This is a genomic window from Ruegeria sp. CL5 (assembly GCF_056536485.1).
On record NZ_JBQFPS010000001.1, the window covers coordinates 664,052 to 684,135 of the forward strand.

Genomic DNA, 20,084 nt, shown 5'->3' on the forward strand with positions numbered 1-20,084 from the left:
CTTTTATCGCGCCGCAAGACTTGCCGTGTGATTTCATGCGCAATGCCCATTTTCCCCTACAATTGGGCGCCTCGACTTCAGACCAAGCCCCGCAAATTGAGATTTTGTCTCGTTGTGTGATAGTCTCGTGCCAATCTGGTTTGCTTAAGGTGATGTATGTGTGGGTAGTGCGTGCGAGATGGTTGTTGATTGGTGCAATACTGTTTGTGTTGGCCTTTTTCGTTTGGAGTCTTCTTCCGCGAAATAGCGAGCAAGAAGCGTTCTCCCTGCTAACTCCAGCCGAAATGGCAGAACTCGACAATCAACCTAAAGTTACTGAGTCTCTAGACCGGGGATTGACCGTTACTCAATCCGATGGCCCCTTCGTCAATTTCAATTCGCCCAAAAAGGATATTGTCCAGTCGCCTGTTAATATTGACGTAGACATTAGCCCGAGAGAAGATACGGCAGTTGATTTGTCGTCAATTCGGATCGACTATCGTATGGGGCCAGCATGGATCAATGTGACCAAACGAATAATGAAGCACGCCTCGGTCGAAGGTTCGCGCCTGCTCGCACGTTCGGCTGAACTGCCGGTTGGGCGGCACACGATGCGACTCTCCATACAGGACGAGGATAAGAGGCGGACGAGGGTTACTGTGTCGTTTATCGTGCAGTGAACTATTAGAAGAAGCAACTACTCGCGATATCACTCAGCCGGCCACTCAACCCTGCGCAACTACCAACGGCGGCTCCTTCGGAAACGGACTGATATCGGACCACTTGAAACATTTTTTCTGTCAGGATTGCGCTTGTCTCCCATGTGTTGGAACGCTCCCGCTGTTCGGTGCCGTATCGCATCCCTGATCGATAGACCCCAAGAGCGCTAACTCCGCCGGCAATCCCGCAAATAAGCTGTGCCTCAGCGTCTTTGAATGGTACCCCGTCGAAATCTTTCTTACGGCCCTGAGATGCGTCAGCGACCGGGGCCCATAGTCTTGTACCGGTGCAAAAACTCTCGGAATTCCACCCAATCCGGTCTTTGATTTAGCTCGACAATTTTCTGCGCGTGCCAAGAGCACGCGGCGGCATGCAAGGACGCCAGTTGGTCATCAGACATCAAACGTTGCCGCTCTACCGCAGCCTTTTCCCAAAGCGGCAAGATCGACCGGTCCTCAACCAAATTCGCGTTCATATTGTTCCAATAGGATTCGGCCTGATCATCGTTAATATGATTGGTTTTACCCCGATCCCGTTTAACCATGAACGACCCGATTGAACGCGTCACATAATGATGGATACGCGCAAAATCATGGCGGTAGTTGGATGTGGCGCGCCAGGTCACAGCTTCGGGGTCAAGTAGTTGCCCCCCACCATCAACCCATCTGATCTCGGACATGCGCTCAGGCGCAACTCCTTTGGGGCGATGCGGACCATATCGGGTGAATAACCCGTTGTTGCGCGTTATACTTTTCAGCCCGCCCGCAACGCCCGAATAAAAGCCCTGCTCGGTATCGCAAAGAAAGAACTGCTCAGCCACTGGAATATCGCTGAAATCTTCGACGCCACCGCAACCGAATAGCTTCCAGGCAAAAGAGGCAACATCAAAAGGCTCTCCTGCGGTTTCCTGTAACTTTTCCAGCAACTTGTGCATGGAAGAATCAGGAAGGCGGATGTTCAGATATTCATCAACGTCCAGCGAAAAGGTCCAGTCCGCATCAAGAAACCTCGGATGTGAACGAACTCGCCTGAGCATCGTGTTCTGCGGGCTTTGCTTTGGCTTGACCGAATTATCAACATGGGTTGCGACGCCCAGATCCCCGAGCCGCTCTGCAATCAGGTCAGTCCCGTCGTCGCAGTCATTCGTGTAGATGAGAAAGTGATCAATGCCGAGAGACAGGTAGTAAGACACCCAATCAATAACGAATGGGCCTTCGTTTTTCATAGTCGTGTAGACGAGTATTTTGTCCGACATTGCGAAGCCCAACTCTAAATCAAGGTGAAATCAGGATCATCGGCCAAGCCGTGTTTTATCAAGAGTCCGCCAAAGAAACTTGAGGCCAATACCCGATTTCGTGATCTCGCCAGACGAGGTCGCATAACTGACGAAAAAAAGTGAATAGATGATTTGGATCTCCAGTCAAATTCTTCAAGCTGGCCCACATCCTCGCTAACCCACTCTTTTCGACTGGAAAAAGGAAGCGCACTATACTCTCTTTCAGGTAGCACCCGTTCGATTTCACCACTTTCAAGCAAGAAATGATACGCCGACAGGGGGCCAATTGTGCCAAGGGGAAGCGTACTGAATGATGCTTTCTTTCCGTAAAGCCGCTGATACACTCGCGATGTACGTCTATCCCACCAAGGTGGGATACAGGGTTTGGTTGCCACAAACTCAAGCCAAGCCTTCAAGGCCGGGCTGCACGAGGGAAGGCGAAGAACACAGTTCTGTACGCGACGTTGCCCATCCCGCCGACTTGAAACCAGATACCCCTCGCTCGATTGAAATGGCTTGAGCGCATAAATATCACAATCCACCCAGATTTCATCAGTCTTTGCCATGAGATGCAGGCGAAACAGATCGGCATGCACGGCAGGAGATTGAAAAACGGGATCGACAAAAATCCGGTTATTTGCATTCAAAGGCAAAACTTCGCGTGCATCGCGCATCTCGACATATGCGGGGATGTTTTCAATTGGATGGTAGCAATACAAAATTGGCGTCTGGCCTAGGTCGTGGAACGACTTCAGGCAGAGCTTCTCGAGTATCGTTAGCCTGTTTCCGATCCACAGCGACGCAACACGCTCAGTCAAATCTTCTCTCCCCTGCCGAGATTTGATGGAACCTGAGGCGAACCAATCGGAAACCTGATTTGCACTATGGCTCTGCCCGTTTGAATTGGATGTTTGCAGATTACAGCCATCAAAGCTTCTGAACCGCGACCTGAGCGCCCTTGATCGCCTTAAGACGCAGATCTGCAGAATTTGCGCCCAAAAACTCGTGGAATGCACGCATTACGCCATCTTTCCACCAGCCTCGCCGGTGATAGTCATCCAGCATGATAACCCCGCCTTCGATCATCTTCGGCAACAGCGCATCCAGATCCGCTTTGACCCCTTCATATGAATGGTCGCCATCCAGATATACAAAACCGATACTCTGATCTTCGAACAGGCGCAGTGCAGGAACCGAAAAATCGCGAATAACTGAGACTTGACCCTTCGCTATCTCAGCTGCGTACGTATCTTTTACCGCTTCATAGATGCGGTCCAAATCGATTTGGCTACGCGCTCCGGCCAAAGAAGCACCGCCATCTGCGTCGGGCTGCACGCCCCATGGGTCGATGAGGCACAACTTGGAAGGCTTCAATTCGTCGAGCAATATCCGCGAAAACTCGCCCCGCCAGACGCCGATTTCAACGCTGAGCTTTCCGTGCGGCATTGTCCTGAGCATTTCGCGCCTCAGCGCATCTTTCCGCTCGCGCTGCAGGGCTTGTTTCTTGCGGCGGTCTTCGGCGGATACGGTTTCAGCCATGGGCGTCTTCTCCGATATGAGAATTCTGCAAGGCCTCAACCAAATCGAGCCAATCAGGTCTGGCCTTCAACTCTGCGGCTTTTGTACTATGCCATTCGCAGGCTTTGTGGTGAAGTTCGGCCAACTGTGGATCAGCCATCATCTCGGCTTTGATGTCATGCATGGCGGGCATGTGGCCCAAGATCGAGCGATCTTCGACGTCATTGTGATTCATAACAAGCCAGTATTTCAGACCTTGGTCCTGGCCAACATGGTTAGTCCGGCCCCGTTCACGTTTGACAAGAAAGCTATCGGTACTTCGCACTGCATAGTGGTGAATACGCGCGAATTCATGGCTGAATCCTCGCCACGCTTTCCATTTCACCTGATCTGCCGGGTAGAGGTTTCCGCCTGCATCTCTCCACAACACCCCTTCGTACGGTGCGTCGGGATTTGGGGCGTCCTCTGGATTGATCCGAGGACGGTGGGCGCGAAACCGGCTGAACTTGCCGTTGTTTCGGAATAGCGTTTTGAAACCTTTTGTCCGGTGATGCGGGTAGCCGTCTTCGGTGGCCGCCTGAAAGAATGTCTCAGGGACAGGTTGATCGACAAAGTCGTTTAAGCCGGCATTTCCGAACATACGCCAACAGATCGATATTGCATCAGCTTCACCGCTTGCCTCTACCAGTGACTGAACATTGCCTTCAGGCAAACGGATATTGATGTATTCATCCACATCCAGGCTCATGATCCAATTTGCGGACTGATAGCTTGGATGACTGCGAGATCGGGTAAAAGCCCGGTTCTGGGGCGCAGCGCGTGGTCCAACCTTGTTGCGCTCATGATGCGCCCAGCCTAAGGCCTGCATCCGATCACCGATGACATCTGTGCCATCAGAACAGTCGTTGGTATAGATCAGGATATCATTGAACCCGATTGCGCGGTTGTAAGCCACCCAATCGATCATAAATGGCCCTTCGTTCTTCATCGTCGTCACGATGAGAAAGGTCTCGTTTCCCATAAGTTAAACTCTTGCCTGTGCCATTATCGGACTATTGTTGATCTGTTTAGAATAGCCTCCGAAATTTGTCCAACGAAGCAAGTCCCAGGAATAACTGGCTACCGCACCTCGGCCCCTCGAGGGAGGGGGTCTGATGAAAATGATGGAACTCAATTTGCATTCAGCGCCAACTAATATTGAGTTAACCGCTGACTTCATCAGAACTTTCCCGCGACAATCCGAATAGCCACCTCCGAACCGCAGATAGCTGTGGCATCATCAAACGAAACTCTTCATGAACATCAGCACATTATGTTTTACCGATTCTGAGGAACCACTTCGTAACCCGGCTCTTCCGGCTCATCATCCTGCATTTCCGCGGGGAACCCCGGAGCACGGATATCCAGTCCTGTAGCTTCCTCAAGGCGTTTGATAATGTTAGGGGAAAGTTCCCGGTCACCGTAGCGAGCGATTCCGTCGTCGAAGATTTCCATCATCACCGGGTTTATCTCCAGCGGCACCCCGGCGCGGTCGGCGACCTCCTGAAACAGACCGATATCCTTTTTGACCAGATCCATGGTGAATGAAATATCGCGGGACCCATTCAGAATCACCTGGCTTTCCGTTTCGTGCACAAATGATGTGCCCGACGAAATTTTGATCGCCTCATAGGTCGTACCAAGATCCATCCCTGCAGCCTTTGCGGTCACCAAAGCCTCGGCGCAAGTGATCAGATTTGCAGTTGCCAGATAGTTTGTCAGCACCTTCAACACTGAGGCCGATCCCAGATCGCCTGTGTGCAAAACGCGGCGCCCCATCGTCGTCAGGAACGGCAGAATGCACTCAAATGTTTCCCGATCGCAGCCTGCAAAAATCGAAATATTGCCCGTAGCCGCCCGATGACATCCGCCCGATACCGGGCAATCAACTGCAGCCCCCCCACGTTCGATCACCGAAGCACCCAATCGTTTTACTTCCGCTTCGTCGGTGGTGGACATTTCCATCCAGATCTTACCGGATGTCACTTCGGACAGCATCTCCTGCATTACCGCGTCCGAGGCGGCAGGAGATGGCAGACAGGTAATCACAGCGTCACAATCACGCATCAATTGGGCGGGGCTTTCAGCTGCCTTCGCACCCTGCGCGACAAAACCGGACACAAGATCAGGGTTGAGGTCATGAACGGTCAGGTCAATCCCATTGCGCAGCAGCGAGCCCGACAATTTTCCGCCCACGTTTCCCAGCCCGATAAAGCCTACTTTCATATGACGCTCTCCCTATTCGTCTTTCGATGCACATGCCAACACGCCCGTTGACCTAAGTCATGCCGTCCAGCGACCCTCAGAGGTCGCTTTTTTGCCCCTGTACGCACAGTTGAGCGAGACTCGCTTGACAAGGGGGGTGATGCTGTCCCAAGAGCCAAGTGTTGGTGTCTGCAGCAGCAGATGAAAAGGGAATGCGTCAGCGGATTTTCCGTCAAACGCAGCCGCCCCCGCGACCGTGACCGGAGAGGGTGCCCAAGCCACTGGCGAATGCCGGGAAGGCGGGACATCCGACAGAGCACCGCTCTGACATCCGCAAGCCGGGAGACCTGCCAACGCCCGAAGATGAAACCGGACGGGGTGTTCCGGTGTGGGGCTTTAATCAGCCCACATGAAACCCCGTCCCCCACGAAGAGGATTTGGGGGGATGAGAGACATGACCGACACCACACCGGTCGAACTGCTAGTCTGCACCACCTGTCGTCGCGGCCTACCCGTCGAAGACGACGCCCAACGCCCCGGCACATTGCTGCACAAAGCGCTAGAACAGGCTGACCTGCCCGAAGGCATCACCTTGAAAGCAGTAGAATGCCTTTCAAACTGCGATGAGGGCTGTTCTATCGTGCTGCGTGGTGGACCTGATCGATGGACATTCGTCTATGAACATCTGAGCGAAACCGACCACGTCGAAACTATTGTCGAAGGTGCCACCAAGTATCTTCAAACCGAGGACGGTCTGGTCAAATGGCGTGAACGCCCAGAACACTTCCGCAAGAATTGCGCGGCCCGTATTCCCCCGATTGGAGCCCTGAAATGAGCAATCTCGAAAAACTCCCCGTCACCGTGATCACCGGCTTTCTGGGCTCGGGCAAAACGACGCTGGTCAAGCATTTGATGCAGAACCCGCAAGGCAAGCGCTTGGCTGTTGTAGTCAATGAGTTCGGCGATGTGGGTGTCGATGGCGATATCCTAAAATCCTGCGCAATCCCGGATTGCCCAGCAGAAAATATCATGGAACTGGCGAATGGCTGCATCTGCTGCACTGTGGCCGACGATTTCATTCCCACGATCGAGGCACTGATGGCGCTGGAACCGCGCCCAGATCACATCTTGATCGAAACCTCGGGCCTGGCCCTGCCTAAGCCGCTGCTTAAAGCGTTCGACTGGCCAGACATTCGCTCGAAAATCACCGTCGACGGCGTGATCGCTTTGGCCGATGCCGAAGCTGTTGCCGCTGGTCGGTTTGCACCCAATGTCGAAGCGGTAGACGCCCAGCGCCTTGCCGATGAATCGATCGACCACGAGACGCCACTATCGGAAGTGTTTGAAGATCAGATCTCCTGCGCCGACATCATCCTGCTGACCAAGCCCGATCTGGCTGGTCCCGAAGGTGTCGCCAAAGCCAAAGAGGTCATCGCGGCCGAAGCCCCTCGCCCCCTACCCGTCGTCGAAGTCGCAGAAGGTGTCGTCGACGTGCGCGTTGTCTTGGGCCTTGAAGCTGCCGCCGAGGACGACATGGAAGCGCGTCCCAGCCATCATGATGGTCATCACGATCACGAGCATGACGATTTTGAAAGCATCATCGTCGAACTGCCGGAACAGGCTGATCCGCTGGATCTGGTCACCAAGATCGAACGCCTGGCAAAGGAACTGAACATCCTGCGCGTCAAAGGCTATGCCGCGGTTCAGGGCAAGCCCATGCGCCTGCTGGTACAGGCCGTCGGCTCGCGGGTACGTCATCAGTATGACCGCCCGTGGGAACCTGGTGAAGAGCGCCGCTCGCGCCTTGTGGTCATCGCCGAGCATGATGATATCAAAGAGGCCGAAATCCGTGATATCCTTGTGGGTGTGACCGAGGCCGCCGAGTAAGATTCATGCACGTCGTCTTCCGCGAAAGCCACGGGTTAGAGGAATCCGAGACCCCAACCGATCTGGGCCAGAGCCCGGCGGACTTGGTGGTGCTGTCATTTTCTGACAGTGACCTTGGCGCTTTCGCGACGGGCTGGCATCGCGGTGGCGGGCCAGACGGGCGCATGCCAACCCTGCGGTTGGCCAACCTGACAGCTCTAAAACACCCCCTTTCTGTCGATACATATGTCGAACAGACGCTTGAGGGGGCCAAAGGCATCTTGATCCGCCTGATTGGCGGCGTGCCATATTGGTCTTACGGCTTGCAGCAGGTTCTGGCACTGGCACAGGCCAAGGGGATCGCATTGGCTGTCCTGCCTGCGGACGGGCGCGAGGATACGCGGCTGGATGAGTACTCCACCCTTCCCGTCTCAACCCTGCGGCGCTTGGCGCATCTGTGTGATACCGGCGGACAGGTTGCGGCACAGGCCGCGCTCGCGCAGATGGCACTGGCGGCGGGACTATATGCCGGTCCGGTGATGGGGGCAAAGACCATACCGGATTACGGCGCCTGGTGCCCGGATCGTGGCGTGATACCGGCGGACACAGCTTTTTCGGGCGATGCAAAACGCATTATCGTCACGTTTTACCGGGCCTACCTGACCTCTGCCGACACTGCCTCAATCGCGGCTTTGATCCGCAGTGTGCGATCGCGTGGATTCGAGGCCATTGGCCTGTTCGCCCCGTCGCTCAAAGCGCCAACCGCCGCAGACTGGTTACGTGAGACGATCGTGGCGCTGAAACCTTCGGCGATCATCAATGCCACCTCCTTTTCGGGCAAGGGCACATCAGGCACTTCACCCTTGGATGCTGCCAATGTGCCCGTCTTTCAGGTCGCCCTCGCGACCTCGCGCCGCAAAGCCTGGGCAGAAGCGGAACGCGGGCTTTCGCCTGCTGACCTCGCCATGCATGTGGTGCTGCCCGAGGTCGACGGGCGGATTAACGCGGGCATCGTGTCGTTCAAAGAGCCGGGCAAGCGCGATCCTTATCTGGAATATTCACGTTTTGCCCACCAGCCCGAACCTGACCGGATCGAAGCTGTCATCGATCGGGTCTCTGGCTGGCTGGACCTGCACGAAAAGCCCAGTTCGGATCAAATACCGGCGCTGGTTCTGTCGACTTACCCGGGTAAGGACTGGCAGATGGCGCATGCAGTTGGCCTTGATGCGCTCGCTTCTGCCGAAGCGATGCTGACCGATCTTCAGAATGAGGGATATGCAACCGCACCGGCCGAGCCGATTGCCGAAACCCTGCTGGGCGCCCGGATTTCGTGGTCATTGCAGGAATACCTGATGGCGCATGCAGAGCTACCCGATCAATTGCGCGCCGATCTGCAGACGGTCTGGGGAGACCCCGAGGACGATCCAGCGTTCACAGATGGAGCATTCCATTTCACGGCCCTTCGGCGTGGCAACGCTGTGGTTGCGCTGCAGCCAGAACGCGGCACGCCAGAGCTGCGAGAGGATGACTATCATGACCTTTCGCGCACGCCTCGTCACAGCTACGTCGCCTTTTACCTTTGGCTGCGCAAAGGGATAGGCGCGGATGCTTTGATCCATATTGGTGCCCATGGCACGCTGGAATGGCTGCCAGGTAAATCGGTCGCTTTATGCAATGAATGCTGGCCCGAGGTGTTGATCGGCGATCTGCCGGTGATCTACCCGTTCATCGTCAATGACCCCGGCGAAGCTGCGCAGGCCAAGCGCCGGATCGGCGCTGTTACGCTGGGCCATATCCCGCCCCCGATGAAAGAAAGTGGTACGCCGGATCGCATGGTTCGGCTGGAAGCACTGCTGGATGAGTTCTCGAACGCGGACGGTCTGGACCCCAAGCGCCGTGACCGGTTACAGGAAGATATCCGCGACGAGGCCCAGGCCATTGGGCTGGCAAGCGACCTTGGCCTCGATCAGGCCACCTGCATCGCCGAGGCGATCACGCGCATTGATCGATTTGTCTGCGATATCAAGGAAAGTCAGTTCGGCGACGGCCTGCACATCTTTGGACGGGTTCCAGATGTGACGGGTGATTTCAACCCCGCGCCTTCTGCCCAAGCTGAGCGCAATGCTCTGGTCGATGCGCTAGCTGGCAAACGAATCGAAGCCGGACCTTCAGGCTCTCCCTATCGCGGGCGCTCAGACGTGCTGCCTACTGGGCGGAATCTTTATACCACCGACCCGCGTTCTGTGCCCACGCGTGCGGCCTATACTCAAGGCGTCAAGCTGGCAGAGGAGTTGGTGCGTCGACACCTGCAGGAAGAAGGCGACTATCCTAAGGGGCTGATCGTCGACCTGTGGGGCTCGGCCACGATGCGCACCGCAGGCGAGGAATTCGCCATGGCGCTGCACTTGCTGGGTGTGAAACCGGTTTGGGACAAAGGCTCGGAGCGTGTTTCGGGCATCGAAGTGCTGCCGATCACCGACCTCAGCCGTCCGCGTCTGGACGTGACCTTACGGGTCTCGGGCCTGTTCCGTGATGTGTTCCCAACGCTTTCGGCGCTTTTTGGTCAGGCCGTACGGGCACTATCTGAACGGGACGAAGCGCCCGATTGGAACCCTTATGCCGGTCAGGAACCGGCAGCACGGGTCTTTGGACCGGCCCCCGGCAGCTATGGCGTCAACATGACCCAACTATCCGAAATCTACACCGATGAGGCCCGCTCAAAGGCGGGTGAGGCGTGGTTAGATGCCAGTTCCTTTGCACTGGAAGGTGAGCACATCACGAAGGACGTCGATGGCATTACGCGGCGTGTCGCCAATGCTGACAGCTTTGTACACCTCCAGGACCTGACCGAGACCGACCTGCTATTGGCGAATGACTATGCCACGCATGAGGCCGGGTTTGCTGCCGCCAAGAAAATCACCGGTGGTAACGCTCAGCTCTATCACCTGGACAATACCAACCCGGAAAATCCACGCGCCCGTACCTTGCCCGAAGAGATTAGCCGCGTGGTTCATGCGCGCGCCGCCAATCCAGGATGGATAGCGGGGATGCAGCGGCATGGTTTTCGAGGCGCGGCCGAGATCGCAGCGACGCTTGATCACATGGCCTCGTTTGCACATTTGTCTGGCACCGTCGCGCCGCATCTGTTCGATCTTTATCATGAAGCCACGCTTGGCGACGAAGGCGTCGATGCCTTTCTACAAGAGGCGAACCCGCGTGCGCATCAAGCGATGCAAGACCGTTTCCGCGCCTTGTTGGATGCTGGATTATGGAATACGCGCCGAAACTCGATCCGTGCCGGTTTGGAAGGTCTGGGATGAGCGCTCTCACCGACAAACCTGTCGTCCAAGGCTGGTGCCCCGGCGCCCATCGCCCGATGATGTCCGGCGATGGGCTGGTCGTGCGCGTACGCCCGCGGTTGGCGCGGCTTAGCGCTCAGCAGGCTTTGGGTCTGTGCGAATTGGCCGACCGTTTCGGCAATGGCACTATTGACCTGACCAACCGTGCGAACCTGCAACTGCGCGGCGTCAAGGAAGCCGACCACCAGCCGCTATTGGCCGAGCTGTCTGATCTGAACCTTCTCGATGCCGAGCCCGGCATCGAGATTAGACGGAATATTTTGGTCACACCGCTCTACCGTGCAGGTGATCTGACAGCGCGACTAACGCAGCATCTGATTGACCGCCTAGCAGAGTTGCCCTCGCTGCCCGCCAAGTTCGGGTTTGCAATCGATACGGGACCTGAGCGCATGTTAGCCGGAGACTCGGCTGACATTCGTGTCGAAACCGGCGAAAACGGCCTGATTCTGCGTGCAGATGGTGCAGAGACCGGGCGGACTGTTTCTGAATCTGATGTCATCGATCGACTGATCGAACTGGCAAAGTGGTTCTCTGACACCTATACGCCTGAGACCCGCCGAATGGCCCGCGTGATCTCTGCGCAAGACCTTCCGCTCGAATGGCAAGGCAGCCCGCCTGGCCCAATAAGTACCCCTCTCCAGCCTGGCGCTTGCGATTTGGGAACACTTTTGGGCGCGACGTTTGGGCAATTGCCCGCAGGCCCGCTCTCGAAACTGATCGAGAGCAGCGGTGCGTCTGCCCTGCGAGTTACACCGTGGCGGTTGATCCTGCTGGAAGGCGGAGCAGATACTCTCGCACCAGCCTTCGTCACAGACGGTACTGACCCGCTGATGACCACCGACGCCTGCCCTGGCATGCCGTTCTGTCCGCAGGCGCAAGTGGAAACACGAGAGATCGCGCGCGTTTTGGCGGCTCGAGTGCCCGGATCTCTGCATGTCTCGGGGTGTGCAAAGGGTTGCGCCCGGATGGGCCCTGCAGATGTCACCTTAGTAGGATGCAATGGACGATTTGACCTTGTCAAACAAGGCCGCGCAGGGGATGAGCCCTGCCAACGCGGCCTGACCGAAGAAAAACTTATGACCATGGACTTCACCTGATGCCCTATGAATACGAAACCGACGGCGCGGCGATTTACAAACAGAGCTTTGCCACCATCCGCTCGGAGGCCGATCTCGCTCGGTTTGATGCCGATGAAGAGCAAGTGGCCGTGCGCATGATCCATGCCGCTGGAATGGTTGGGCTGGAGGAGTTCGTTCATTTCTCGCCCGGCTTCGTCACAGCTGCCCGCACCGCGCTGGAAAATGGCGCACCGATCCTGTGCGACGCGCGCATGGTCAGCGAAGGTGTGACCCGCTTCCGCCTGCCTGCGGATAATGAGGTAATCTGCACTCTGCATGACGAACGCGTGCGCCCATTGGCCGCTGAGATGAGCAACACGCGCTCTGCCGCTGCGCTAGAGTTGTGGCGTCCGCATCTTGGCGGCGCGCTGGTCGCGATCGGTAACGCTCCGACTGCGCTATTCCATCTGCTAAACATGCTGGAAGACCCAGATTGTCCGCGCCCGGCCGCCATCATCGGCTGCCCTGTGGGCTTTGTCGGCGCAGTCGAATCAAAGGACGCCTTGTGGGAAGCGCAGCCTGTGCCCTCCTGCATCGTCAAAGGTCGCTTGGGTGGCAGTGCAATCACCGTTGCTGCCATCAACGCCATCGCGAGTCGCGCGGAATGAGCGGGGGCAGGATCTACGGCGTGGGCCTTGGCCCTGGTGACCCGGATCTCATGAGCGTCCGCGCAGACCGCCTGTTGCGCAATGCCCGACACGTGGCGTTCTTCCGCAAGCCGGGCCGCACGGGGCAGGCCCGCAAGATCGTCAATGGAATGATCCCCGGCGACGCTATCGAGTTTGCGATGGAGTATCCTGTAACAACCGAAATCCCGGTGACGGACCCGAGGTACAACGAGTTGCTTTCCGTGTTTTACGAGGATTGCGCCGCACACCTGAAGTCGCTGACAGAGAATGGTGAGGATGTCGTGGTCCTGTGCGAAGGAGACCCTTTCTTCTACGGGTCATTCATGCATCTTTACAATCGATTACGGGATATATCTAAGGTCGAGGTCGTACCAGCCATTACCGGAATGTCGGGTGCCTGGACCGCTACCGGCGATCCAATAACCTGGGGTGATGACGTCCTGACGGTTCTGGTCGGTACATTGTCCGAGGACACGCTGACCGAACGCATGGCCCAAACCGATGCGTTGGTAGTCATGAAGATCGGTCGCAACTTTGACAAGGTAAAACGCGCCCTGAAACGGGCCGATCTATATGACCGTGCATGGATCGTCGAATACGCCCAGATGCCCAACCAGCGGGTTTGCAAACTCTCGGACAATTGCGAGGGTATCACACCCTATTTCTCGATCATCCTGGTTCACGGTCAGGGCCGTCGCCCATGAGTGGCTGGGTCAAAATAGCCGGCCTCGGACCGGGAGACGAAGCTCTGGTCACGCGCGAGGTTACCGCTGCTCTGGCCGAGGCGACGGATGTTGTTGGATACATCCCCTACGTCGCGCGCGTTGCTGAGCGTGAAGGGTTGACCCTACATTCCAGTGACAACCGGGTCGAGATCGACCGCTCGCAGCACGCATTACGGATGGCGGCCGAGGGCAAGCGTGTCGTGGTTGTTTCCTCCGGAGACCCAGGCGTGTTCGCGATGGCCGCTGCCGTGTTCGAGGCCTTGGAGAATGGTCCCGCTAAATGGCGAAGCATTCAGATCGACGTGCTGCCAGGGATCACTGCGATGCTGGCCGCTTCCGCCCGTGCGGGCGCGCCGATGGGGCACGATTTCTGCGCCATCAACCTCAGCGACAATCTGAAACCATGGTCTTTGATCGAAAAACGCCTGCGCCTTGCCGCGCAGGGAGATTTCGCGATGGCGTTCTATAACCCCCGCTCGAAGTCACGCCCGGAAGGCTTTGTAAAAACACTGGAAATCCTTCGCGAGGAATGTGAGCCAGAACGCCTGATCCTGTTTGCCCGCGCAGTGTCGCGTTCGGATGAAGAGTTGCGGATTTCAACATTAGCCGAGGCCACGCCAGACATGGCGGACATGCAGACGGTCGTGATCGTCGGCTCGTCATTGACCCGTGTGATCGAGCGCGACGACAAACCGATCGTTTACACGCCGAGATTCACGCCTGACAAGGATCAGGTATGAACCAGCCAGTCCAAGACCTGCGAAACCTTTTCGAACTCAGTCCGCTGCAGCAACAGCGGACGGTCGATCATCAGAACCGGAAGACCCAGCGCCCGTGCGGCATCCAGCTTTGCGCGCGCCCCGATGCCACCCGCGTTCTTGGACACAACCAACTGCGTCCCGTGACGCTCCATCAGCCCCCGGTCTTCAATTTCAGTGAACGGACCGCGCGAAATAATGACGTCTCTATTAGGAAACGGCACGGTTTCAGGCTCATCCACCAACCGCAAAAGATAGTGATGCTGAGGCTGTGCTGCAAAGTCCTGAAGATGCATGCGACCAACGGCAAGGAACACGCGCTGAGCGGGACCGGAAAGCGCGTCGACGGCACCGTCGATGTCCGGAACATGCTGCCAACTGTCGCCATCTTGAGCGACCCAGGGAGGCCGCGTCAGCGCCGCCAGCGGAGTGGCGGTCGAGGCGCAGGCTTCCACAGCGTTTCGGCTCATCAGCGCGGCAAAGGGGTGGGTAGCATCTACGATATGGCTGATCTCATGATCGCGGATGTAGCGCGCCAGCCCCTCCGTTCCTCCGAAACCGCCCACGCGTGTTGGAACGGGCTGCGGGCGTGGCGTGTCGACACGGCCCGCGTAGGAATACGTGGCCGGAATAGCTTGTTCGGAAACGGTTTTTGCCAGAGCATTTGCCTCGGTCGTCCCGCCAAGAATCAGGAGGTTGGGCATGTCTGAAACTCCTTGGCTAACCGTATTGGGTTTGGGCGAAGATGGACTGGATGGCCTGTCTCCCGCAAGCCGTCAAGTGCTGGATCGCGCCGAGATCATCATGGGTCCGTCGCGCCACCTATCTTTGATTCCCAAAAACAAAGCCGAACAGATTGAATGGCCAGCTCCATTTGCCGATGGTCTTCCGATACTGACCAGATTACACGGTCGGCAAACTGTTGTTCTGGCCTCGGGTGATCCGTTCTGGTTCGGGGCCGGTTCCGTCATCGCGCGAAATTTCGATGCGAGCGAATGGATCGCCCTACCCGGCCAGTCGACCTTTTCGCTAGCCGCTGCGCGGCTTGGTTGGCCGCTTGAAAACACGTTAACCTTTGGACTGCACGCCGCCCCCCTGACCCGTTTGCGCCCCCACCTGGCGCCGGGCCTCCGCGCCATTCTCTTGCTGCGCGATGGAAAAGCGGTGGCTGAACTTGCAACGTATTTGGGCGAGACTGGTTTTGCCGATTGTACCCTGCATGTGATGGAGGCTCTTGGCGGCCCCCGTGAACGCGCGCGGAGCGTGTCGCTGACCGAAGCGCTGCTGGGAACATTCGAACATCCGGTCTGTGTCGGGCTGGACGTCGCGGGCACAGGACGCGCCTTTCCCAAAGCCTCAGGCAAGCCGGATGACATCTTCGAAACCGACGGGCAAATCACCAAGCGCCCTATCCGCGCACTGACCCTGTCGGCCCTTGCCCCACGTAGAGGAGAACATCTGTGGGATATTGGCGGCGGCACAGGATCGATCAGCATCGAATGGCTAATGTGCGATCCGACGCTGACTGCAACGACAATCGAGCCGCGTGAAGATCGGGTCGAGCGCATTCGCCGAAACGCCGATGCGCTCGGGCAGGATCGGTTGCGGGTCGTTCATGGTATCGCACCTGAGGCGTTGGTTGACCTTGACCAACCAGATGTCGTTTTCATCGGAGGCGGCCTGAGCGCGGAGCTGTTGAACTGGCTACACGCAAATCTCCGCGCCGGTACGCGGCTTGTCGCCAACGCAGTGACATTGGAAAGCGAAGCCTTGCTGGCTGCGTGGCACGACAAGCTGGGCGGAGACCTGTTGCGTATAGAATTGGCGCAATCTGCTTCGCTTGGTCCACGGCGGGGTTGGAAATCTGCTTACCCAGTTGTTCAGTGGAGCCTCACGTTATGATCGTCGCCGGGCTCGGATTCTCGTCATCTGCTACGCTGGCCAGTCTGCGCGCTGCCTTTGATCTGGCCTCGACAGGAAAAACAGTCGATGCCCTGGCAACCGTTGCAGACAAGGACGGACATGCCGCACTTGTCGCACTTGCAGAGGCAACTGATCTGCCGGTTCATTTCGTCCCGGCTGTTGATCTTGCCGGGCAACGTACCCTCACATGCTCGCCCCGCAGTCGTGCCACATACGGCACCGGCAGCGTAGCTGAAGCATCCGCTCTTGCTGCCGCCGGGCATGGCGCGCGGCTGATTTCACCCAGACAAATCTCGGACGACCGGCTTGCAACCTGCGCCGTCGCCATCGGAGGACAGACATGACCGTTCATTTCATCGGCGCCGGACCGGGTGCCGCCGACCTGCTGACCCTGCGCGGGCGCGATATCATCGCCTCCTGCCCGGTGTGCCTCTATGCCGGTTCACTTGTTCCCGAAGAGATTCTGAGCCACTGCCCCGACGACGCGAAGATCGTTAATACCGCGCCCATGGATCTGGATCAGATCATGGCCGAGATCGAAGCGGCGCATAAAGCTGGGCAAGACGTGGCGCGGCTGCATTCCGGGGACCTGTCTGTCTGGTCGGCGATGGGAGAACAAATCAGACGTCTGAAAGAGATGGGAATCCCGGTCAGCGTCACGCCCGGTGTCCCGTCTTTCGCCGCCGCAGCTGCTGCTCTGGGAACTGAACTCACCCTTCCGGGACTGGCGCAATCGGTAGTATTGACCCGGACGCCCGGGCGCGCGTCGTCGATGCCTGAAGGTGAAACGCTGAAAAACTTCGCTAAAACAGGTGCCACTCTGGCCATTCACCTGTCGATCGGAAATCTGGATAACGTCATCGCCGACCTGACCCCTGCTTATGGTGCGGACTGTCCCGTGGCCGTGGTTTATCGCGCCAGCTGGCCGGACGAGCGGATCATCCGCGCGACGCTGGCCACCCTGAAAGAGGCGCTGGACGAAAGCATCTCGCGTACCGCACTGATCATGGTTGGTCCGGCGCTGGCGGGCGAAGGGTTTGACGAAAGCTGTCTGTATTCAAAAACATACGACCGCCGCTATCGCCCTCAAAGCGCCGACAGCCCTTGGTCGAGCTGGAGTCATGGTGATGACTAACCCTCCCGGAATACTGATTTCCGCGCCGTCATCGGGCACGGGCAAGACCACGGTCATGCTGGGATTGCTTCGGGCTCTGGCCGAGGACGGATTGACCGTGCAGCCGTTCAAAAGCGGGCCCGACTACATAGACCCGGCCTTTCACCGCGCTGCGGCAGGCCGCGCTTCGTTCAATTTGGATAGCTGGGCGATGGGAGAGCCGCTGCTCAGCGCGATCTCAGAGCAAGCCACGGGCGCGGATATCGTGGTGGCCGAGGGCTCAATGGGTTTGTTTGATGGCGTCGCCAAATCCGGAGAGCTGGGACATGGATCAAGCGCTGAAACGGCGCTGCGTATGGGATGGCCGGTCGTCTTGGTTCTGGATGTCGGCGGGCAGGCGCAATCGGCGGCGGCGACCGCGCTCGGGTTTCGGATGTATAACCCCGAATTGCCTTTTGCCGGTGTTATCCTGAACCGCTGTGCCAGCCCCCGACATGAGCGTTTGACGCGTTTGGGCATGGAGCGCGCCGGATTACCCGTTCTGGGGGTTCTTCCGCGCCGGGGTGAGCTGACCCTGCCCGAGCGGCATCTGGGTTTGATTCAGGCCGTTGAGCACCCTGATCTGGATACCGCAATTGCCGGTTACGCCGCATTCCTGCGTGAACATGTTGATCTGGATACGATCAAAAAGGCGGCCTCCTCAGGCCCTAATGGGCCATCGTCGGCCGCAATGCCGCACCCCCCGGCTCAGCGGATCGCACTTGCCCGAGACGCCGCGTTTTCGTTTACCTATCCGCATCTTCTGGAAGGATGGCGCAGCGCGGGTGCAGAGATACTGCCCTTTTCCCCGCTGGCCAATGAAGCGCCAGCTGCAGACGCCGATCTGGTCTGGCTGCCGGGGGGCTATCCTGAGCTGCACGCGGGAACGTTGGCGGCGGCAGATACCTTCTTGACCGAGCTACGAAAACACGCGGAAACGCGGCCCGTGCATGGTGAATGCGGGGGGTACATGGCATTGGGGGAAGTACTGGTCGACAAAGATGGCACCCCGCATCAGATGGCGGGATTGTTGGGTCTGCAAACCTCGTATCAGAAGCGCAAATTCAACCTTGGCTATCGTAGGGCTGAACTTTTGGCTCCGATGCCCGGCTTTGCGACAGGTACCGCGCTGCGCGGACATGAGTTCCATTATTCCTCGATCATCGAGCAACCTGACGCTCCTCTTGCGCGTGTCTTCGATGCCGAAGGGGCTGAAGGCCCTCAGACAGGATCGCGACGCGGCAATGTCACCGGTACGTTCTTTCACCTGATCGCGGAGGCAACTGTATGACCGGGTTTGTCTCATTCATCGGCTCCGGTCCGGGTGATCCGGAGCTGCTAACGCTCAAGGCCGTGGACCGGATGCAGAAGGCCGATGCGGTGCTGTTTGATGATCTCAGCAGTGGCCCGATCTTGACCCATGCACGTGACGACGCTGATCTGGTGGGCGTAGGTAAACGCGCCGGTCGCCCCTCGCCCAAACAGGATCACGTCAGCCGGTTGCTGGTTGAGTATGCGCAGACCGGCCAGCATGTCGTGCGACTGAAATCCGGGGATGGTGGATTGTTCGGCCGATTGGAGGAAGAATTGGTCGCGTTGCAGGCCGCCGGTATCAAATACGAGATCATTCCCGGCATCCCTTCGGCAGTCGCGGCGGCTGCGACTGCGGGAATTCCTCTGACACGACGCCTGACTGCGCGTCGTGTTCAATTCGTCACCGGGCATGATGCGAGTGGAAAACTGCCTGCCGATCTGAATCTTCCCGCCCTAGCTGATGCTGGCGCGACAACGGTCGTATTTATGGGCAAGCGCACTTTTCCATTGCTGGTCGAAGCGCTGAGCGCGCATGGCCTGCCGCTGGACACACCTGCCTTGATGGCCGAATCCGTTTCAACCCCCGAACAATCTTTGCATCGTTCCACCATCGGAGAGCTTTCCGACAAACTGCGCACCGAGATCGGTACTGCTCCTGCCTTGATCCTGTATGGCCCGCTGGCGGAGTTCGGCGATGTTTGATCTCACACTGATCGGGATCGGCACCGGCAATCCCGACCACCTGACCTTTCAGGGGGCGCAGGCAATCAGATCAGCAGACCTGATCCTGATCCCGCGTAAGGGAGAGAACAAAGCTGATCTGGCCGGTTTGCGCGAAGACATCATCGCGCAGGTCACCGATAAACCTGCGCGGATCGTCTATTTCGACGTTCCCAAACGCCGGGCAGATGACGGTTATCTACGAGGTGTCGACGAATGGCACGACGCAATTGCCCTGCGCTGGCACGAAGCGATTTCAGCCCACCCCGACGCGCAGAAGGTCGCGTTGCTGATCTGGGGTGATCCGTCGCTGTATGACAGTTCGCTCAGGATCGCCGCTCGACTGGACCCACAGCCGCAGGTCCAGGTTGTGCCGGGCATCACCGCGTTGCAGGCGTTAACTGCGGCCCATGCGATCCCGATCAATGATCTGGGGGCACCCTATGTCGTGACCACCGGTCGCCGCATCCGCGATGAGGGATGGCCTGAAACGGCATCGAAAGTGGCTGTTATGCTGGATGGCGAATGCTCGTTCCAAAGCCTAGAGATGGCCGATTATGACATCTGGTGGGGGGCATATGTGGGCATGAAAGAAGAGATTCTGATCAAAGGCCCATTGGCGGATGTGGCGCAAGACATTCTGGACTCGCGCGCGCAAGCCCGTTCTGATCACGGCTGGATCATGGATATCTATCTGCTGAAGAAACGTACGGCCTGACGCGCGCACAGGATTGTGAGCCCCGTTTCAGCGGTTTTCTGTCATCTATTCTCCAATCAACAGG

General features: G+C 57.7%; 20 protein-coding genes and 1 riboswitch. Of the genes, 14 read left to right on the top strand and 6 right to left on the bottom strand.

Annotation, left to right across the window (positions count from 1 at the left end; all coding sequences use genetic code 11):
- The first annotated feature begins 35 nt into the window (after positions 1 to 35).
- Positions 36 to 659 carry a hypothetical protein gene (locus tag ACR0IU_RS03280; protein WP_480715232.1) on the top strand — a complete coding sequence of 208 codons (624 nt, stop codon included), beginning with the start codon at positions 36 to 38 and terminating at the stop codon, positions 657 to 659.
- Positions 660 to 955: 296 nt separating this feature from the next.
- On the opposite strand, the gene ACR0IU_RS03285 is transcribed toward ACR0IU_RS03280, so the two are convergent.
- The 5 genes from ACR0IU_RS03285 to ACR0IU_RS03305 form a co-directional block, all read right to left on the bottom strand.
- The gene (locus ACR0IU_RS03285; RefSeq protein ID WP_480715233.1) at positions 956 to 1,954 is read right to left on the bottom strand and encodes a glycosyltransferase family 2 protein; all 999 of its coding nucleotides are present in this window, start codon (positions 1,952 to 1,954) and stop codon (positions 956 to 958) included.
- Between the two features lie 14 nt (positions 1,955 to 1,968).
- Positions 1,969 to 2,793 carry a glycosyltransferase family 32 protein gene (locus ACR0IU_RS03290; RefSeq protein WP_480715234.1) on the bottom strand — a complete coding sequence of 275 codons (825 nt, stop codon included), beginning with the start codon at positions 2,791 to 2,793 and terminating at the stop codon, positions 1,969 to 1,971.
- A 109-nt stretch (positions 2,794 to 2,902) separates the two neighbouring features.
- Positions 2,903 to 3,514 (bottom strand): class I SAM-dependent methyltransferase, encoded by a 612-nt coding sequence (locus ACR0IU_RS03295; protein WP_480715235.1) that lies wholly within the window; start codon positions 3,512 to 3,514, stop codon positions 2,903 to 2,905.
- The gene (locus ACR0IU_RS03300; protein WP_480608523.1) at positions 3,507 to 4,514 is read right to left on the bottom strand and encodes a glycosyltransferase family 2 protein; all 1,008 of its coding nucleotides are present in this window, start codon (positions 4,512 to 4,514) and stop codon (positions 3,507 to 3,509) included. The genes ACR0IU_RS03295 and ACR0IU_RS03300 overlap by 8 nt, the downstream gene beginning before the upstream one ends.
- A gap of 296 nt (positions 4,515 to 4,810) precedes the next feature.
- Positions 4,811 to 5,758, bottom strand: coding sequence for an NAD(P)-dependent oxidoreductase (locus ACR0IU_RS03305; RefSeq protein WP_480608525.1), 948 nt, complete (start codon positions 5,756 to 5,758; stop codon positions 4,811 to 4,813).
- Positions 5,759 to 5,903: 145 nt separating this feature from the next.
- A riboswitch (cobalamin riboswitch) is annotated at positions 5,904 to 6,106 on the top strand.
- Between the two features lie 85 nt (positions 6,107 to 6,191).
- Between ACR0IU_RS03305 and ACR0IU_RS03310 the strand changes: the two genes are divergently transcribed.
- The 7 genes from ACR0IU_RS03310 to cobJ are packed head-to-tail and all read left to right on the top strand — an operon-like array spanning position 6,192 to position 14,174.
- Complete coding sequence (locus tag ACR0IU_RS03310) at positions 6,192 to 6,572, top strand: DUF1636 domain-containing protein (RefSeq protein ID WP_319546809.1); 381 nt, start codon at positions 6,192 to 6,194, stop codon at positions 6,570 to 6,572.
- On the top strand, positions 6,569 to 7,624 hold the full coding sequence (cobW, locus tag ACR0IU_RS03315) for a cobalamin biosynthesis protein CobW (RefSeq protein WP_480715236.1): 1,056 nt from the start codon (positions 6,569 to 6,571) through the stop codon (positions 7,622 to 7,624). The genes ACR0IU_RS03310 and cobW overlap by 4 nt, the downstream gene beginning before the upstream one ends.
- A gap of 5 nt (positions 7,625 to 7,629) precedes the next feature.
- On the top strand, positions 7,630 to 10,923 hold the full coding sequence (gene cobN, locus ACR0IU_RS03320; RefSeq protein ID WP_480715237.1) for a cobaltochelatase subunit CobN: 3,294 nt from the start codon (positions 7,630 to 7,632) through the stop codon (positions 10,921 to 10,923).
- Positions 10,920 to 12,059, top strand: a complete 1,140-nt coding sequence (locus tag ACR0IU_RS03325; RefSeq protein WP_480715238.1) for a cobalamin biosynthesis protein CobG — start codon at positions 10,920 to 10,922, stop codon at positions 12,057 to 12,059. Before cobN ends, ACR0IU_RS03325 begins: the two co-directional genes overlap by 4 nt.
- Positions 12,059 to 12,688, top strand: a complete 630-nt coding sequence (locus tag ACR0IU_RS03330) for a precorrin-8X methylmutase (RefSeq protein ID WP_170779219.1) — start codon at positions 12,059 to 12,061, stop codon at positions 12,686 to 12,688. Before ACR0IU_RS03325 ends, ACR0IU_RS03330 begins: the two co-directional genes overlap by 1 nt.
- Positions 12,685 to 13,413 carry a precorrin-2 C(20)-methyltransferase gene (locus ACR0IU_RS03335; RefSeq protein ID WP_170779220.1) on the top strand — a complete coding sequence of 243 codons (729 nt, stop codon included), beginning with the start codon at positions 12,685 to 12,687 and terminating at the stop codon, positions 13,411 to 13,413. Before ACR0IU_RS03330 ends, ACR0IU_RS03335 begins: the two co-directional genes overlap by 4 nt.
- Positions 13,410 to 14,174 (top strand): precorrin-3B C(17)-methyltransferase, encoded by a 765-nt coding sequence (gene cobJ / locus ACR0IU_RS03340; RefSeq protein WP_480715239.1) that lies wholly within the window; start codon positions 13,410 to 13,412, stop codon positions 14,172 to 14,174. The genes ACR0IU_RS03335 and cobJ overlap by 4 nt, the downstream gene beginning before the upstream one ends.
- On the opposite strand, the gene ACR0IU_RS03345 is transcribed toward cobJ, so the two are convergent.
- Positions 14,165 to 14,896, bottom strand: coding sequence for a cobalt-precorrin-6A reductase (locus ACR0IU_RS03345; protein ID WP_480715240.1), 732 nt, complete (start codon positions 14,894 to 14,896; stop codon positions 14,165 to 14,167). The two genes, cobJ and ACR0IU_RS03345, sit on opposite strands and share 10 nt — an antisense overlap.
- Between ACR0IU_RS03345 and cbiE the strand changes: the two genes are divergently transcribed.
- From cbiE to cobF, 6 genes are read left to right on the top strand one after another with little or no spacing between them, the layout of a single operon-like run.
- Positions 14,895 to 16,094: a precorrin-6y C5,15-methyltransferase (decarboxylating) subunit CbiE gene (gene cbiE, locus ACR0IU_RS03350; protein ID WP_480715241.1), complete on the top strand. Its 1,200-nt coding sequence runs from the start codon at positions 14,895 to 14,897 to the stop codon at positions 16,092 to 16,094. The two genes, ACR0IU_RS03345 and cbiE, sit on opposite strands and share 2 nt — an antisense overlap.
- On the top strand, positions 16,091 to 16,459 hold the full coding sequence (locus tag ACR0IU_RS03355; RefSeq protein WP_480715242.1) for a cobalamin biosynthesis protein: 369 nt from the start codon (positions 16,091 to 16,093) through the stop codon (positions 16,457 to 16,459). The genes cbiE and ACR0IU_RS03355 overlap by 4 nt, the downstream gene beginning before the upstream one ends.
- On the top strand, positions 16,456 to 17,250 hold the full coding sequence (cobM, locus tag ACR0IU_RS03360; RefSeq protein ID WP_480715243.1) for a precorrin-4 C(11)-methyltransferase: 795 nt from the start codon (positions 16,456 to 16,458) through the stop codon (positions 17,248 to 17,250). Before ACR0IU_RS03355 ends, cobM begins: the two co-directional genes overlap by 4 nt.
- Entirely contained in the window at positions 17,237 to 18,559 is a 1,323-nt protein-coding gene (locus ACR0IU_RS03365; protein WP_480715244.1) for a cobyrinic acid a,c-diamide synthase CobB, read from the top strand. The genes cobM and ACR0IU_RS03365 overlap by 14 nt, the downstream gene beginning before the upstream one ends.
- Positions 18,556 to 19,284 (top strand): uroporphyrinogen-III C-methyltransferase, encoded by a 729-nt coding sequence (gene cobA, locus ACR0IU_RS03370; RefSeq protein WP_010438961.1) that lies wholly within the window; start codon positions 18,556 to 18,558, stop codon positions 19,282 to 19,284. Before ACR0IU_RS03365 ends, cobA begins: the two co-directional genes overlap by 4 nt.
- Positions 19,277 to 20,020 carry a precorrin-6A synthase (deacetylating) gene (gene cobF / locus ACR0IU_RS03375; protein WP_010438958.1) on the top strand — a complete coding sequence of 248 codons (744 nt, stop codon included), beginning with the start codon at positions 19,277 to 19,279 and terminating at the stop codon, positions 20,018 to 20,020. Before cobA ends, cobF begins: the two co-directional genes overlap by 8 nt.
- Positions 20,021 to 20,084: the final 64 nt, after the last annotated feature.

What these genes read in the sequence shown, in the direction of transcription:
- ACR0IU_RS03300 (WP_480608523.1), bottom strand. Translation starts at nt 4,514, where the DNA reads ATGGGAAACGAGACCTTTCTCATCGTGACGACGATGAAGAACGAAGGG.
- cbiE (WP_480715241.1), top strand. Translation starts at nt 14,895, where the DNA reads ATGTCTGAAACTCCTTGGCTAACCGTATTGGGTTTGGGCGAAGATGGA.
- ACR0IU_RS03335 (WP_170779220.1), top strand. Translation starts at nt 12,685, where the DNA reads ATGAGCGGGGGCAGGATCTACGGCGTGGGCCTTGGCCCTGGTGACCCG.
- ACR0IU_RS03330 (WP_170779219.1), top strand. Translation starts at nt 12,059, where the DNA reads ATGCCCTATGAATACGAAACCGACGGCGCGGCGATTTACAAACAGAGC.
- cobA (WP_010438961.1), top strand. Translation starts at nt 18,556, where the DNA reads ATGACCGGGTTTGTCTCATTCATCGGCTCCGGTCCGGGTGATCCGGAG.
- ACR0IU_RS03355 (WP_480715242.1), top strand. Translation starts at nt 16,091, where the DNA reads ATGATCGTCGCCGGGCTCGGATTCTCGTCATCTGCTACGCTGGCCAGT.
- ACR0IU_RS03280 (WP_480715232.1), top strand. Translation starts at nt 36, where the DNA reads ATGCGCAATGCCCATTTTCCCCTACAATTGGGCGCCTCGACTTCAGAC.
- ACR0IU_RS03310 (WP_319546809.1), top strand. Translation starts at nt 6,192, where the DNA reads ATGACCGACACCACACCGGTCGAACTGCTAGTCTGCACCACCTGTCGT.
- cobN (WP_480715237.1), top strand. Translation starts at nt 7,630, where the DNA reads ATGCACGTCGTCTTCCGCGAAAGCCACGGGTTAGAGGAATCCGAGACC.
- cobJ (WP_480715239.1), top strand. Translation starts at nt 13,410, where the DNA reads ATGAGTGGCTGGGTCAAAATAGCCGGCCTCGGACCGGGAGACGAAGCT.
- ACR0IU_RS03325 (WP_480715238.1), top strand. Translation starts at nt 10,920, where the DNA reads ATGAGCGCTCTCACCGACAAACCTGTCGTCCAAGGCTGGTGCCCCGGC.
- ACR0IU_RS03295 (WP_480715235.1), bottom strand. Translation starts at nt 3,514, where the DNA reads ATGGCTGAAACCGTATCCGCCGAAGACCGCCGCAAGAAACAAGCCCTG.
- ACR0IU_RS03305 (WP_480608525.1), bottom strand. Translation starts at nt 5,758, where the DNA reads ATGAAAGTAGGCTTTATCGGGCTGGGAAACGTGGGCGGAAAATTGTCG.
- cobW (WP_480715236.1), top strand. Translation starts at nt 6,569, where the DNA reads ATGAGCAATCTCGAAAAACTCCCCGTCACCGTGATCACCGGCTTTCTG.
- ACR0IU_RS03365 (WP_480715244.1), top strand. Translation starts at nt 17,237, where the DNA reads ATGGTGATGACTAACCCTCCCGGAATACTGATTTCCGCGCCGTCATCG.
- cobM (WP_480715243.1), top strand. Translation starts at nt 16,456, where the DNA reads ATGACCGTTCATTTCATCGGCGCCGGACCGGGTGCCGCCGACCTGCTG.
- ACR0IU_RS03345 (WP_480715240.1), bottom strand. Translation starts at nt 14,896, where the DNA reads ATGCCCAACCTCCTGATTCTTGGCGGGACGACCGAGGCAAATGCTCTG.
- cobF (WP_010438958.1), top strand. Translation starts at nt 19,277, where the DNA reads ATGTTTGATCTCACACTGATCGGGATCGGCACCGGCAATCCCGACCAC.
- ACR0IU_RS03285 (WP_480715233.1), bottom strand. Translation starts at nt 1,954, where the DNA reads ATGTCGGACAAAATACTCGTCTACACGACTATGAAAAACGAAGGCCCA.